A 14,672-nucleotide genomic window follows, 5' to 3' on the forward strand; every position below is an offset into this window, starting at 1 on the left:
GGTTCCCATGATCGATCCCACCTGCCCGCACCACGACGGCTCGCCGCTGTACGTCTCGCACCCCGATCCGGCTCTCGGCGACGAGGTGACCGTCCGCCTCCGCGTGCCCCGCGCCTACGGCGGAGTCGACCGGGTCGTGGTGCGCAGCAACCCCGACCACGAGCCGGCGTGGGTGGAGGCAGAGTGCGACGGCGAACGGGACGGGTGGCAATGGTGGTCGGCGCGGATCGTCGTCGCCAACCCGCGCCACGGCTACCGCTTCCATCTCGTCCGCAGCGACGCAACGGTACAGATCCTCAACCAGGGCGGGCTCAGCGACGTCGACGTCCTCGACGCCCAGGACTTCGCCCTCGTCGCCGGCAACCCGCCGCCGCCGTGGATGGCCGACACCGTGCTGTACCAGATCTTCCCCGATCGTTTCGCGCGATCGGATGCCGCAGCCGACCGCCCGCTTCCGGAGTGGGCGATCCCCGCAGCCTGGGATGACCCGCTGGATCCCTCCCACCCGGGGCGCAGCCGGCAGCTCTACGGCGGAGACCTCGACGGCGTCGTGGACCGGCTGGACCACCTCGTCGATCTGGGTGTGAACGCGCTGTACCACACGCCGATCTTCCCCGCGGAGTCGAATCACCGATACGACGCCGCCAGCTTCGATCACGTCGATGCACTCCTCGGCGGCGACGAGGCCTACCGACGTCTCATCGAGGCAGCGCACGCGCGCGGCATCCGCGTGATCGGCGATCTCACCACCAACCATTCCGGCGTCGCCCATGAGTGGTTCCGCAACGCGTACGGCCGGCCCGACGCGGCGGAAGCCGACTTCTACTACTTCCACGATGCGGCCCACACCACCTACGAGACGTGGCTGGATGCGGCGACGCTGCCGAAGTTCGACTGGAACAGCGCCGAACTGCGGCGTCGGTTCATCGAGGGACCCGACTCCGTCGTCGCGCGCTGGCTCGCGGAGCCGTACGGGATCGACGGGTGGCGCATCGACGTCGCCAATATGACCGGCCGTCTCGGTGCCGAAGACCTCAATGCCGTCGTGCGCCAAACGGTGCGCCGGACGATGATCGAGGTCTCGTCCGACACGCTCCTGCTCGCCGAGTCGACGAACGATGCCGCCAGCGACCTGCAGGGAGATGCCTGGCACGGCGGCATGACCTACCCGGCGTTCACGCGCGGCGTGTGGTCGTGGCTCGCGGAGCCCCGACGCATCCCTCACCGCGGCTTCGACGGCCGCGTCAGCGATGAGATGTGGTTCTTCGGACTGCCCACCGGGATGCCGCGGTACACCGCGCAGCAGTTCGTGCGCCAGCTCCGGCTCTTCACCAGTCAGATTCCGTGGCGTGTGCAGCGCGGGACGATGTCGGCCCTCGACACCCACGACACCGCCCGGTTCGCCACCTACGCCGCGGAGGAGATGATCCCGCTCGCCGTCGGTCTGTCGATGACGCTGCCCGGCATCCCCGTCGTCTACGCCGGCGACGAGTTCGGACTCGAGGCCGTGGACGGTGAGATGAGCCGCACCCCTCTCCCCTGGGACCGCGTCGGCGAACCCGAGATCGCCGCCCGCATCGGCCTCTACCGTGAGCTCATCGGCCTTCGCCGCGCGCACGCGGCGCTCTCGACCGGCGGCCTGCGATGGTTGCACGCCGACGACGACGCGATCGTGTTCATCCGCGAGAACGCGGACGAGGCGGTGCTGGTCCTCGCCGCTCGTACCGACGTCGAGATCCGTCTTGACATGGCCCTGGTCGGCGCGGCGACGGCGGCAACCTCGCGCTATGCGGCAGGAACGGTCGAACTTCTCGCCGACGACGGCGCGGTGCGCCTGCACGGCAGAGGAGCGAGCTTCGCCGTCTGGACGCTGCCGGGCGTCACCGCTCCGCCCGCGCGTGCGGAGCGGTCCGTCGCAACGCCGGAGGCCTTCGCGCAGTTGGGCGGTCCCGCCGTCTGAGCGGGCATCACCGCGAGGCGAGCACCGCCTGATAGAGATCGCGGCTGGACAGGCCGGTCGCTGCCGCAACCTCGGCGCTCGCATCCTTCAGGCGGATGCCGTCGGCCACGAGGGCCTGCACCTGCGCGACGGCATCCTCGGCCGACACCTCTCGGGCCGGCGCGCCGCCAACCACGACGACGATCTCCCCGCGGACCCCGGCCTGCGCCCACTCGGCGAGAGCCGCCAGGCCGTCGCGGACGACCTCCTCGTGCAGCTTCGTGAGTTCCCGGCAGACGGCCGCGGGCCGGTCGGCGCCGAAGGCGGCGGCCATGGCGTGGAGGGTCTCGGCCAGACGCGAGGGCGCTTCGAAGAAGACCATCGTGCGCGGCTCGCTCGCCACGAGCGCGAGAGCGCGCGCACGATCTCCGGCCTTGCGCGGCAGGAACCCTTCGAAGGTGAAGCGATCGGTCGGCAACCCGGCGACGGCCAGTGCGGTGACCACGGCGCTGGGTCCCGGCAGAGCGGTGACGGCGACGCCCTGCGCGACGGCCTCGGCGACGAGACCGTACCCGGGGTCGCTGACCGTGGGCATGCCCGCATCGCTCAGCACGAGGAGGTCCTCCTCCCGCGCGCGGGCGACGAGCTCGGCCGCACGCTGCTTCTCGTTGTGGTCGTGCAGCGCGACCAGACGAGGCCGGTTGGCGATGCCGAGCGCCTGGAGCAGTCGCTGGGTCGTGCGGGTGTCCTCGGCGGCGATGACGGTGGCCTGCTCGAGCGCAGCGACCAACCGCGCCGAGGCGTCGCCCAGATTTCCGATCGGAGTCGCGCCGAGGATGATCACCGCTTCAGCTTAGGCTGGTGGCCGTGTCGACCACCGCCGAGCCGATCCCGCCGCTGCTGTCGCCCGTGCGCCGGTCGGTCTACGACCGTTGGCGCGAACGCGTCGCGGCCGAGCCGCGACTCCAGCGGCTGTACGGATGGCTCGCTCCCCTGCTGGTGACGCTGCTCGCCGGCATCCTGCGCTTCTGGAATCTCGGGCATCCGCACGTGCTGGTCTTCGACGAGACCTACTACGTGAAGGACGCCTGGAGTCAGTGGAATCTCGGTTATGCGGCGAGCTGGCCCGACGGCGCCGATGCGCGATTCGCGGCGGGTGAGCCGAACATCTTCACGACCGATCCGAGCTTCGTCGTCCATCCCCCGCTCGGGAAGTACCTCATCGGATTCGGCATGTGGCTGTTCGGACCCGACAGCTCCTTCGGGTGGCGCGCGATGGCGGCACTGTTCGGTACGGCCCTCGTGCTGCTGCTCTTCCTCGTCGCTAAGACGCTGACGAACTCGACGGTGTTCGCGACCGTGGCCTCGTTCCTGCTCGCGATCGACGGCCTCGGCATCGTCATGAGCCGCGTCGGCCTGCTCGACGTGTTCCTGGCCTTCTTCATTCTGCTGGCCTTCTGGTTCGCTCTTCTCGACCGTCGACGCCATCTGGACCGCCTCGCCGCTGCGATCGTCGCCCGCCGGGTCGACGACGCCCCCCTCGCCTGGGGAGCCGTGCTCTGGAACCGACCGTGGGTCATTGCGGCCGGCGCCGCCGCGGGTGCGGCGACGGCGGTGAAGTGGGCGGGGGGATGGGGCCTCGCGGCCATCGGGCTCTACCTGGTCGTCACCGATGCACTCGAACGTCGACGACTCGGCGTCACCTTCTGGCCGATGGATGCCGTGCGGCAGGGGCTCGCCTCCTTCGTGCTGCTCGTGCCGGTCGCTTTCGTCGTGTACCTCGGGTCGTGGGCCGGATGGCTGTTCAGTGACGGCGGCTACGACCGCAAGGTCGCCGAGATCAGCCCCGCCACGGGGTTCTTCTCCTGGGTGCCGCTTCCCCTGCAGAGTCTGTGGAAGTACCACGAGACCATCTACGCCTCGATGGCGGGCATGTCCTCCCCGCACAGCTACTCCAGTGCGGCGTGGGCGTGGCCGTTCCTCTGGCGTCCGACGTCCATGTACGCGTTCTCCAGCCCTGACGGCAAGAACGGCTGCAGCGGCGACAACGGCTGCCTGCAGGTGCTGTACAGCATGCCGAACCCCCTGCTGTGGTACGCCTCGGTCATCGCCGCGCTGTACCTGGTCTACCGCTTCGCCGTCGCTCGCGATTGGCGCTACGCGGTGGTGCTGGTCGGCATCGCAGCCACCTGGCTGCCGTGGCTGATGTACCCCGAGCGCACGGTGTTCCAGTTCTACACGATCGTGATCTGGCCGTTCCTGTTGCTGGCGCTCACGTTCGCACTGCGAGAGATCACCGGAGCGGCGCACGCGCTGCACGAGCGTCGGCTGGCCGGGCAGCGGGTCGTGATCGTCTTCCTCGTCGCGGCGGTCGTGCTGTCGGCGTTCTGGTACCCGCTGTGGTCTGCGACGCAGGTGCCCTACGACTTCTACCGCCTGCACAACTGGATGCAAGGGTGGGTCTAGCACCTATCGAGAACGATTCTCGATAGGGTGTGTGCGGGAGGACGGATGCCGCACACACGCGAACCCGCCGGCACCGCGGCAGGCCGCGTTCCCGTCGTCGCCGTGACAGGCCACCTCGGCGCGGGGAAGACGAGCCTCGTCAACCACCTGCTGCGCACGCCCGGCGCTCGCCTCGGCGTTGTCGTGAACGACTTCGGCGCCCTCAACGTGGATGCCGCCCTCGTGACCGGTCAGGTCGATGAGGCGGCCGCGATCTCCGGTGGCTGCGTCTGCTGCCTGCCGGACGCGGGCGGACTCGACGATGCGCTGGGCCGGCTGGCCCATCCGCGGCTGCGCCTGGACGCCATCGTCGTGGAGGCCAGCGGCGTCGCAGAGCCCGCCGCGCTCGCCCGGCTGATCCGCTTCAGCGGCGTCGCCCGCGTACGCCCGGGCGGCGTGGTGGACGTGATCGACGCCCCGAACCACTTCACGACGATCGACTCCGGCGACGATGTGCCTGCGCGCTACGCGACCGCGTCGCTCGTGGTGATCGGCAAGACCGATCTGCTGCCGGCATCCGAGCGGGCATCGACGATCGCGCGGATCGCCGGGCGTGTGCGCTCACGCAATCCCCGCGCACACCTGACCACGGCGCGCGCCGGAGCGATCGACCCGGCCCTCGTGTTCGACGTGGCCGATCGCGACGACCCGATCGACGAGCTGCCGCTCGCGCGCATCACTCGCGAGGCCCACCACGGCCCCGGCCACCACGCGCATGAGCACGCACGCTCCGCCTCCGTGCCGCTGCGCGCGCCGGTGTCGCCCTCGGCGCTCGTCGATCTGCTCGAGCACCCGCCCCGCGGGGCGTATCGCCTCAAGGGGCGGGTGCGCGTGCAAGGCGCCGGCCGCGATCACGGCTATCTCGTCGACGTCGTCGGCTGGTCGATCCACGTGTCCGCACTGCCGTCACCGCCCGAGATCGGCGAACTCGTCGCCATCGGCGTCGACCTCGACGCGACCGAGGCCGAAACCGCGCTGCACGCGCTCGCCTCAGCCTCCGCCGCGCGCGCAGACGTCGCGGGGCGACGGCGCCTGGAGCGCTACCGCCGGCTCAGCGAGTGAGCGCGGCGCACGGGTGCCCGTGGGTCAGTTGACCTCGTCGGGGTGCGCGGAGACACGACCCCCGCGCTCGAGCGCGGTGATCGCCGACTGCTCGTCGGCGCTCAGCTCGAAGTCGAACAGGTCGAGGTTCTCTCGGATGCGCTCGGGGTTGTTCGACTTCGGGAAGATGATGTGGCCCTGCTGGATGTGCCAGCGGAGGACCACCTGCGCGGGAGTCTTGCCGTGGGTCGCGGCCGCCGCGGCGACGGGCGCCTCGTCGAAGAGCGGGTACTTGCCCTGTCCGAGCGGACCCCACGCCTCGATCAGGATGCCGTGCTCCTTCGCGAATGAGGTGACGTCCGGCTGCTGGTAGGCCGGGTGCAGTTCGATCTGATCGACGGCCGGCGTGACGCCGGTTGCGGCGATGATCTCGGACAGGTGCGACGGCAGGTGGTTGGAGACACCGATGCTGCGGGCTTTGCCGGCCTCGCGGATCTGCACCATCTTCTCCCACGCATTCACGTAGTTGCCGTTGGCCGGCGCGGGCCAGTGCACGAGGTACAGGTCGACGGCGTCCAGGCCCAGCTTCGCGAGACTCTCGTCGATCGCCGCGAAGGGCTCGTCTCCGGCCTGGCGGTCGTTCCAGAGCTTCGTCGTGATGAACAGCTCGTCCCGCGCGATGCCGCTGGCGGCGATGGCACGTCCGACGCCTTCCTCGTTGCCGTAGATGGCCGCGGTGTCGATGTGGCGGTAGCCGGCTTCGAGGGCGTCACTGACGATGCGCTCGGTCTGCGCGGGATCGACCTTGAAGACGCCGAAGCCGAGCTGCGGGATGGTGTGTCCGTCGTTGAGGGTGAGGAGGGGGATCGTCATGTCTCCAGCGTAGGCGGGGCCGGCGACGGTGCGGGTGGATGCCGCGGCATCCACCGGCATGGGTTGTTCTGCCCATCGCGCGCCGTCGGAGGGTTCGCTTAGGTTGTCGGGCAGGGAGGCGGACACATGAGCGACCTGAAGATCGATGTCGGTGAGGTGCTGGCGAGCGCGTCGAGCGCCGAGCGGATCGCGGGAGACTTCTCGGCATCCGAGCGCATCGCCGACGAGACGGCGGGATACACCGGCCACGACGCACTGGCAGGAAAGGTGCGCGACTTCGGCGGCAAGTGGGACATCGCCCGGGGCAAACTCGAGGAGAACCTCACCTTCATCGCCGACTACCTGCGCGCCGTCGTCGATACCTTCGAGGACCTCGACACCGAGCTCGCGGCCTCTCTCGAGCAGTCGGCGAAGGGCGATCACGCCGCCGCGAACGACCTTGACTCCGAGGTCGACAAGAGCACGGTGCCGCCGGCATCCGCTCCGACCCCGAGTCCCAGTCCCAGTCCATCGCCCGGGCCCGCCCCGACCCCGCCGGCGACGGGAGACAACTGATGGCGCTCCCCGGAAAGCCCGAGGCCCTCGCCGAGCGGGCATCGACGTACGTCTCGTCGGCGAGCCGTATCGAACGCGCCGCCGACGACCTGCGTGCGCTCGCGTACGCCAGCACGGCCCGCTCGCTCGATGCGATCCGCGAGCGCAGCGGACAGGTGGCCGGCGATCTCAGCGCCGCGTATGGACGCTACGCGGGCACGGCGAACGCGCTCGTGGAGTACGCGGCCGCCCTGCGTGAGGCCCACCGCAAGGCCGACGACGCCGACGCGAGCGAGGCCTACGCCGAGCGACACGCCGGCAGCGCCGACACGCAGGTGTCCGCGTACGACCGTCAGCTCCGCATCCTCGAGCAGTCGACGGCCCCCGCCGGAAACATCGAAGCGGCCGAGCGTCAGCTCGCCGAGGCGCGTGCTGCCGCCCGCCGCTACGACGACGCCGCGTCGGCGGCACGCGAGGCTCACGAGCAGGCGCGCCGCGACATGGAGGCCGCGGCCCAGCGTGCAATGTCGCTCATCGACAGTGCGATCGACGCCACCAACGAGAGCTGGCTCGATCGCGTCGGCAGCTTCTTCGAGGGCCTCGGCTCGTTCTTCGCCGACCTGGCGACGTGGGTCGGCGACTTCCTTCAGGATCTGTGGGACGAGCTCCAGCGGCTCGTCTCGACCGTGCTCGCCCTGGTGGGCACGGTCCTGATCCTCGCCCTCGTGTACGCGCTGCTGTCGCTCATCCCCGTGATCGGCCCGCTGATCGCTGCGCTGGTGGTCGGCCTCCTGGCGGGGTTCCTGCTCGCGAGCATCCTGTCGGACGTGCTCAAGCCCCCCCCCCAGGTGAGCGAGTACGACCGCACCCGCCGGGAGAAGCGAGGCTCGCAGGGCGAGCCGACCGACCTCGCGCACGCCATCAAGGATGCGGGCTACGTCGACTCCCTCGGTCACCACACCGAAGACAGCGCCGACGAGACCGTCATCAAGGTCACGAAGGTCGTCGACGCCGACGGCGTCGTACGGTGGCGAGTCGCGCTGCCCAGCACGCAGGAGTGGCTGTCCCGGTTAAACGGCGACCAGGGCGCGGTCAACGACCTCGACAGCAACCTGGCCCTCATGCTCACCCCCTCCCTGCGCTCGCAGTACGAGCGCGCGGTCCTGCAGGCGATGCAGCAGGCCGGGGTCGGACCGGACGATCCGGTGATGCTCGTCGGCTTCAGCCAAGGCGGGATCATGGCGGGCCACCTCGCGGCCTACAACTCCGACTACAACTGGGATGCGGTCGTGGTCGCCGGCGCGCCGATCGACAGCATGCCCATCCCGTCCTCGACGACCGTCGTCTCGGTGCAGCACGACGGCGACCTGGTGCCGCGACTCGACTCGGTGATCTCCCTCGGCCGCGGCGGATATGCGCAGCAGCGGCCGAACTGGACCACCATCAACAGCCCGTCTCCCCTGGCGTTTCAGGGAGTCGGCGGCATCCACAACGCCGCCGCCTACAACTCGACGCTGCAGAGCCAGATCGATCGGGTGCCGCCCGCCACGCAGGACGACCTCAACGCGTACTTCATCGGCGACGACGACACGTACGGTTATGACACGACCTACTACTCCTGGCAGGAGAAATGATGCTCGGATCGTCTCGACTCGTCATCGCGGCCGCCGCTGCGGTGTTGGCCGTGACCGCACTCACCGCGTGCACCGGAGGCGGCGGGCCCGCCGCGTCCAGCGCATCACAGGAAGGAACCGACGTGGATCTGCAGAGCGTCTACTCCGCCATCTCGGCGGCCGACCCGGGGGTGGAGGACCCGCTGGGTACCGTGAGCACCTCCGGCATGGCGAAGACCCTGTCGGTGAGCGTGCTGGTCGCCGCCGATGAGCCGGTCACGACCGACCGCCTCGTGGCGATCTTCGTCGCGATCCGCGACACCACGTCGGCGAGCATCGAGACCGTGACCGTGATCGCGCGCGATGCCGCCGACGAGGAGAAGATCGTCGACCTCTCCACGGCGGTCGCGGGGCTCCCGAGCGACGTGACGGCGCTGTACGACGGCGGCGTCACCCTCGCCCGCGTAGACCTCGAGAAGCTGTGAGCCCGGACGCCGCCCCGGAGCTCGTGTTCCGCCTCATCGGCACCTGGTGGCCGGTGGCGCTGGACAGCGACGAGAACGCGCGGGCCTCGGCCACCGATATCGCACGCGGCACGCTCGGCACCGCCGACCAGAACGCGACACCGCGTCGCCGGATGCGCGACGACCTCGTCGATGCGGCGCGCGCCGCCCGTGACGCCCAGGGTCGGCTCCTCCTGCTCCAGACCGAACTGTCTCCGAACGAGCCGATGTCGGCGATGCTGACGCTGTTCGATGACGATCGGTTCCACATGAGCCCGTCCATCGGGACGAACCCGCAGCGCGTGCTGTCGGTGCTCGAAGAGGCTCTGCCGACCATCGCGCCCGAGATGGCCGGCACCGCCGTTCGTCGTCCGTTCACGGATGGCGAGGTGGTCCGCACGCATCGCGTGGACGAGTCCGTCGAGGTCGAGGACGGTGCGACGTTCACGAGACGGCGACTGGTCGCGCACTACTGGTACCCCGTGCCGGATTCCAAGAAGCTGAGCCTTGTCGTGCTCTCCACCCCGCTCGGAGACATCCCGAACGCCCTCCTCGCCTACTTCGATGCCATCGTCGAGGTGTCGGGGTTCCGCTCGGCGCCCGAGACCGCCGTCGACGCCGCGGGCGCCGCCGCGCGCTGACGCGCACGCAATACGATGGAGGGCTATGCCTCCCGTCGTCCCCGTGATCTCCTATCCGCCGGAGCTGCCTGTCAGCGCGGCACGCGAGGAGATCGTGCGCGCCATCGCGGGCCATCAGGTCGTGATCGTGGCTGGTGCGACCGGATCGGGCAAGACGACGCAGCTGCCGAAGATCTGCTTGGAGCTCGGGCGCACGAAGATCGCGCACACCCAGCCGCGCCGCATCGCGGCACGCACGATCGCCGAGCGCATCGCCGAGGAGCTGCACGTGCCGCTCGGCGGCGCCGTCGGCTACAAGGTGCGTTTCACCGATCAGGTGTCGGAGGACACCCAGATCGCGCTCGTCACCGACGGCATCCTCCTCAATGAGATCCACCGCGACCGCCTGCTGCGTCGCTACGACACGATCATCATCGATGAGGCCCACGAGCGCTCGCTGAACATCGACTTCCTGCTCGGCTACCTCGCGCGCGTCCTGCCCGAGCGCCCCGACCTGAAGCTCATCATCACGTCGGCGACGATCGATCCGGAGAGCTTCGCGAAGCACTTCGCGGATTCCGCGGGTACACCCGCCCCGATCGTCGAGGTCTCCGGGCGCACCTACCCGGTCGAGATCCGCTACCGCCCGCACGTCCCCGACACCCCGACCTCCGCGCGAGACCCGAAGGACACCCCGACCGCCGCGCGAGACCCGAAGGGCCGAGTCGAAACGCCCACCGACGGTGACGACGTCGACGCGCTGATGGCGGCGCTGCGCGAACTCGACCGCGAGGCCGACGGCGACGTGCTCGTCTTCCTTCCCGGTGAGGCCGAAATCCGCGACGCGATGGATGCCATCCGCGGCATGTACGCGAAGGACGCCCGTCCCACCGAGGTCCTCCCCCTGTACGGTCGGCTCTCCGCCGCCGAGCAGCACCGCGTGTTCGAGCGCTCCACGCTCGCCGGCGTGCGTCGCCGCGTGATCCTGGCGACGAACGTCGCCGAGACGAGCCTCACCGTTCCCGGCATCCGCTACGTCATCGATGCGGGCACGGCGCGCATCTCGCGCTACAGCGCGCGGTCGAAGATCCAGCGACTGCCGATCGAGGCCGTCTCGCAGGCGTCGGCGCAGCAGCGTTCCGGCCGCGCCGGACGCACCTCGAACGGCATCGCGATCCGCCTCTACAGCGAGGACGACTTCCTCTCACGGCCCGAGTACACCGAGCCCGAGATCCTCCGCACCTCGCTGGCGTCGGTGATCCTGCAGATGCTCGCCCTCGGCTTCGGCGACATCGAGGACTTCCCGTTCCTGACGAAGCCCGACAGCCGCGGCGTGAAGGCGGCGTTCGACCTGCTCAGCGAACTGCGCGCCGTCTCGCCGTCGCGCCGGCTCACCTCCCTCGGACGGGAGATCGCCCGCCTGCCGATCGACCCCCGGTTCGCGCGCATGCTCATCGAGGCGCGCCGCCTCGAGGTGCTGCCCGACGTGCTCGCGATCGTTGCCGGACTCTCCATCCAGGACGTCCGCGAGCGACCGTCGGCCGAGGACCCCGGAGCCCGCGAGCAGGCGGACCGGCTGCACGCACGCTTCACCGATCCGACGAGCGACTTCCTCACCCTTCTCAACCTCTGGAACCACCTGCAGGAGCAGCAGCGCGACCTCGGCTCCAGCGCCTTCCGACGCCTGTGCCGCAGTGAGTTCCTCAACTACGTCCGCGTGCGCGAGTGGGCCGACGTCCACCGACAGCTGCGCCAGCTCATGGGTGTGAAGACGGGCTCGACCTCCGACGGCGCCGCCGCCGACCCCGCGCGCGTGCACCGGGCGATCCTGGCCGGTCTGCTCTCGCACATCGGCATCCTCGACACCCGCTCCGTCGGTGTCGCCAAGAGCACCGGGGGCGACAAGCGCAAGCCGATCGCGACCTTCCGCGGGGCGCGTGGGGCATCGTTCGCGATCTTCCCCGGTTCGGGGCTGCGCAAGGCGACCCCCGACGCGGTCATGGCGGCCGAACTCGTCGAGACGTCGCGCCTGTTCGCCCGCACGGTCGCGGCGATCGATCCGGCCTGGGCGGAGGAGCTCGCCGGAGATCTCGCGCACCGCCAGCTGAGCGATCCGCACTGGTCGAAGGATGCCGGGGCCGCCGTGGCCGCGGAGAAGGTCACCCTGTTCGGCGTCGAGATCATCCCGCGCCGCCGCGTGCAGCTGGCCCGCATCGACCGCCCACTCGCGCGGGAGCTGTTCGTGCGGCACGCGCTCGTGGACGGCGACTGGAACAGCCAGCACCTCGACAAGCGCCTCACCGCGTTCGAGCGGCGGAACCTCGACCTGCGCCGCCGTCTGGAGAAGGTGGAGGAGCGGGAGCGCCGCCGCGACATCCTCGTGGGCGACGAGGCCGTGTTCGCGTTCTACGACTCACGCCTGCCGCACGACGTGTTCGACGCGCGCTCGTTCGAGACCTGGTGGCGTGACGCCTCCGGCCGCACGCCGCGGCTGCTCGACATGACCGAGGCGGACCTGCAGGGCGACGCGTCACGCTCGGACGAACGCGCGTTCCCGGGACGCTGGCAGCAGGGCGACCAGGTGCTCTCGCTCGCGTACCGGTTCGAACCGGGTAGCCCCGAGGACGGCGTCAGCGTGGTCGTGCCGCTCCCGCTGCTGGCGGCGCTTCGCCCCGACGGTTTCGACTGGCAGGTGCCGGGACTGCGGTCGGAGCTGATGACGGCACTGTTGAAAGCGCTGCCGAAGGCGATCCGCAGGCACGTGGTGCCCGCCGCCGACTGGGCTGCGAAGCTCGGCGACGACCTGGCGTCGGCCGGGCCCGAGCACCACGACGGCCTGCCGCCCCAGTCGCTGCGCAGCGCTCTCGCCGCCCGCATCCAGCGCGTGGCGAACCAGCCCGTGACCGCCGACGAGTTCGACCTCGAGCGGGTGCCCGCACACCTTCTGATGACGTTCCGGGCCGTCGATCACCGCGGGCGCACGGTCGGCACCTCCCGCGACCTCGCCGAGCTGCAGCGCCGACTCGCCGGCCGCGCCCGCGAACAGGTCGCCCGCACGCTCACGCGTGAGCAGCAGCCCGCCGGGCGCGTCGCCCGAGCCTCAGGGGTGTCCACCTCGGGGATGTCTTCCCGCGACGCGTCGGCGACGGCATCCGCCCCGGGGGCACCGCAGATCGTCGAGCGCGACGGCATTCTGACGTGGGATCTCGGCACGCTGCCCGAGGTCGTCGACACGAAGGTCGCCGGCGGCGTCGTGCGCGGCTATCCCGCGCTGGTGGACCAGAAGGATGCCGTCGCCCTGCGCATCGAGTCCACTCCCGAGCGTGCCGCACGCCTCTCGCACGCCGGTGTCCGTCGCCTGCTGCTGCTCGCCGTACCCTCGCCGAGCGCGTACGTGCTCGAGCATCTGACCGCTCCCGAGAAGCTCTCGCTCGCAGCGTCACCCTACCCGTCCGCGAAAGCGCTCATCGAGGATGCGCGCGTCGCCGTCGCGGACGCGGTGATGGCGCGCGTCGCCCCGGGCGGTGTCCGCACGCCCGAGCAGTTCGCCGCCGTGCGCAACGCCCTGTCGTCGGCCGTGGTCGACGAGCTGTTCCAGGCGGTCTCTCTGACGGCACGCATCCTGACGCTGCAGCGCGACGTCGAGCGTGCCGTGAAGTCGCAGAACGCCATGACGCTGCTGGCTGCACTCGGCGACGTGAAAGCACAGCTCAGCGGGCTCATCTACCCCGGATTCATCGCGCGCACCGGCCTCGATCGACTGCGTCATCTTCCCCGCTACCTGCAGGGCGCCCTGGAGCGGGTGCGTGCGCTCGCCGACAATCCGGGCCGGGATCGCCAGCGTCTGACCGAGTTCGAACGCGCGGCGGCACTCTACGCGGAGGCCGGCGGTGCGCTCCCCCTTGCCGCCGAGGCGCCGCCGGCGATCGCGCACGCACGCTGGCTGCTCGAGGAGTACCGCGTGAGCCTGTTCGCCCAGGCGCTCGGCACCGCCGAGCCGGTCTCGCTCCCCCGCATCACGAAGGCGCTCTCCGCCTGAGGCGGCAGCCGCCGCTTCCGCGGGCGCACCCACCCAGCCACCCACCCACCAACTCCGCAGGATCGCACGAACTCCGCACCGTTTCACCCGATCCGATGCGGAGTACGTGAAGATCTGCGGCGATGCGCGCGCGGCTCAGCTGGCGGTGAGCAGCGCGCGGTAGAAACGGATGCCGTTCAGCCACGACTCGACGCGGATGCGCTCGTTGTGCGCGTGCAGCGCGTCGCGCTCACCGCGCGTCAGGTGGAAGGGCGTGAAGCGGTAGACGTGCGCGCTGATCGCCGTGAACCAGCGGCTGTCGCTCGCCCCGAGCTGGATGTACGGCGTCGTCACGATGTCGGTGCCCAGGGCGTCGTGGACGGCGGTCGCGATGCGCCGCCACGGCTCGCCGCGCCAGGACGAGACCGGCGAGGGGTCGGACCCGTGGCGCACCTCGATCTCGACGGCGGGGTCGGCCACGATGCGGCGGATCCGCGCCGTCGCCGAGGCGGCGGTGTCGCCGGTCAGCAGGCGGATGTTGATCGAGGCACGCGCCGTGGTCGCGAGCACGTTCTCGCCCGGGGCGCCCGACAGCTCGGTCGCGACGGCGGTCGTCCGCACCATCGCGTTCAGTTCGGGCCCGAAGCCCGCGAACACCCGCGCGGCCAGCGGGGCGAGCGCTCCGAGATTCGCGAAGACGGTGCGCAGCGGCTGTGCGGCGTGCGGGGCGAGCGTCGCGAACAGAGCGCGCACGGGCGGGGCGATGCGAGCGGGGAACGGATGCCGCCGCACCCGATCGATCGCACGGGCGAGCCGCGCCGTCGCGGGGAAGGCGGGCGGCGTGGACGCGTGCCCTCCGCTCTCGCGCGCGGTCAGCCGCAGTGTCAGCACGCCGCGCTCGGCGACCCCGACCATCGCGGTCGGCACCGCGACGCCCGGGACGGCGCCCTCGACGACGGCGCCGCCCTCATCGAGGACGAGAGCGGGTGTGACCCCGCGCTCCCGCAGCAGCGCCACGATCGCGCG

General features: G+C 70.7%; 11 protein-coding genes. 8 read left to right on the forward strand and 3 right to left on the reverse strand.

Going from position 1 to position 14,672, the window contains the following annotated elements; all coding sequences use genetic code 11:
• Positions 1-7: 7 nt before the first annotated feature.
• Entirely contained in the window at positions 8-1,960 is a 1,953-nt protein-coding gene (locus tag BGN98_RS13730) for a glycoside hydrolase family 13 protein (protein WP_005052371.1), read from the forward strand.
• Between the two features lie 7 nt (positions 1,961-1,967).
• Here BGN98_RS13730 and rsmI read toward each other — a convergent pair whose 3' ends face one another.
• Complete coding sequence (gene rsmI, locus BGN98_RS13735) at positions 1,968-2,783, reverse strand: 16S rRNA (cytidine(1402)-2'-O)-methyltransferase (protein WP_288121695.1); 816 nt, start codon at positions 2,781-2,783, stop codon at positions 1,968-1,970.
• A gap of 23 nt (positions 2,784-2,806) precedes the next feature.
• Here rsmI and BGN98_RS13740 point away from each other — a divergent pair, with 23 nt between their 5' ends.
• Positions 2,807-4,405, forward strand: coding sequence for a dolichyl-phosphate-mannose--protein mannosyltransferase (locus tag BGN98_RS13740; RefSeq protein ID WP_288121696.1), 1,599 nt, complete (start codon positions 2,807-2,809; stop codon positions 4,403-4,405).
• Between the two features lie 45 nt (positions 4,406-4,450).
• A complete protein-coding gene (locus tag BGN98_RS13745; protein ID WP_288121697.1) occupies positions 4,451-5,506 on the forward strand; it encodes a CobW family GTP-binding protein in 1,056 nt (351 codons plus the stop codon).
• A 24-nt stretch (positions 5,507-5,530) separates the two neighbouring features.
• Here BGN98_RS13745 and BGN98_RS13750 read toward each other — a convergent pair whose 3' ends face one another.
• Positions 5,531-6,358: an aldo/keto reductase gene (locus BGN98_RS13750; protein WP_197017291.1), complete on the reverse strand. Its 828-nt coding sequence runs from the start codon at positions 6,356-6,358 to the stop codon at positions 5,531-5,533.
• A 126-nt stretch (positions 6,359-6,484) separates the two neighbouring features.
• Between BGN98_RS13750 and BGN98_RS13755 the strand changes: the two genes are divergently transcribed.
• From BGN98_RS13755 to hrpA, 5 genes are all read left to right on the forward strand, one after another.
• The gene (locus BGN98_RS13755) at positions 6,485-6,913 is read left to right on the forward strand and encodes a hypothetical protein (RefSeq protein ID WP_036289248.1); all 429 of its coding nucleotides are present in this window, start codon (positions 6,485-6,487) and stop codon (positions 6,911-6,913) included.
• On the forward strand, positions 6,913-8,526 hold the full coding sequence (locus tag BGN98_RS13760; RefSeq protein WP_288121698.1) for an EI24 domain-containing protein: 1,614 nt from the start codon (positions 6,913-6,915) through the stop codon (positions 8,524-8,526). The genes BGN98_RS13755 and BGN98_RS13760 overlap by 1 nt, the downstream gene beginning before the upstream one ends.
• Before the next feature lie 122 nt (positions 8,527-8,648).
• Positions 8,649-8,990 (forward strand): hypothetical protein, encoded by a 342-nt coding sequence (locus BGN98_RS13765; protein WP_231477220.1) that lies wholly within the window; start codon positions 8,649-8,651, stop codon positions 8,988-8,990.
• On the forward strand, positions 8,987-9,649 hold the full coding sequence (locus BGN98_RS13770; protein WP_016464613.1) for a hypothetical protein: 663 nt from the start codon (positions 8,987-8,989) through the stop codon (positions 9,647-9,649). The genes BGN98_RS13765 and BGN98_RS13770 overlap by 4 nt, the downstream gene beginning before the upstream one ends.
• A gap of 25 nt (positions 9,650-9,674) precedes the next feature.
• Positions 9,675-13,667, forward strand: a complete 3,993-nt coding sequence (gene hrpA / locus BGN98_RS13775; protein ID WP_288121699.1) for an ATP-dependent RNA helicase HrpA — start codon at positions 9,675-9,677, stop codon at positions 13,665-13,667.
• Between the two features lie 135 nt (positions 13,668-13,802).
• Here hrpA and BGN98_RS13780 read toward each other — a convergent pair.
• Positions 13,803-14,672, reverse strand: an 870-nt coding sequence (locus BGN98_RS13780; protein WP_288121700.1) for a M20/M25/M40 family metallo-hydrolase, incomplete at its 5' end; no start/stop codon positions are given.

The organism is Microbacterium sp. 69-7 (genome assembly GCF_001897985.1).
Classification (GTDB): domain Bacteria; phylum Actinomycetota; class Actinomycetes; order Actinomycetales; family Microbacteriaceae; genus Microbacterium; species Microbacterium laevaniformans.

Excerpts from the sequence above, each read along its gene's own strand:
- BGN98_RS13750 (WP_197017291.1), bottom strand. The coding sequence starts at position 6,358 with ATGACGATCCCCCTCCTCACCCTCAACGACGGACACACCATCCCGCAG.
- hrpA (WP_288121699.1), top strand. The coding sequence starts at position 9,675 with ATGCCTCCCGTCGTCCCCGTGATCTCCTATCCGCCGGAGCTGCCTGTC.
- BGN98_RS13745 (WP_288121697.1), top strand. The coding sequence starts at position 4,451 with ATGCCGCACACACGCGAACCCGCCGGCACCGCGGCAGGCCGCGTTCCC.
- BGN98_RS13755 (WP_036289248.1), top strand. The coding sequence starts at position 6,485 with ATGAGCGACCTGAAGATCGATGTCGGTGAGGTGCTGGCGAGCGCGTCG.
- BGN98_RS13730 (WP_005052371.1), top strand. The coding sequence starts at position 8 with ATGATCGATCCCACCTGCCCGCACCACGACGGCTCGCCGCTGTACGTC.
- BGN98_RS13760 (WP_288121698.1), top strand. The coding sequence starts at position 6,913 with ATGGCGCTCCCCGGAAAGCCCGAGGCCCTCGCCGAGCGGGCATCGACG.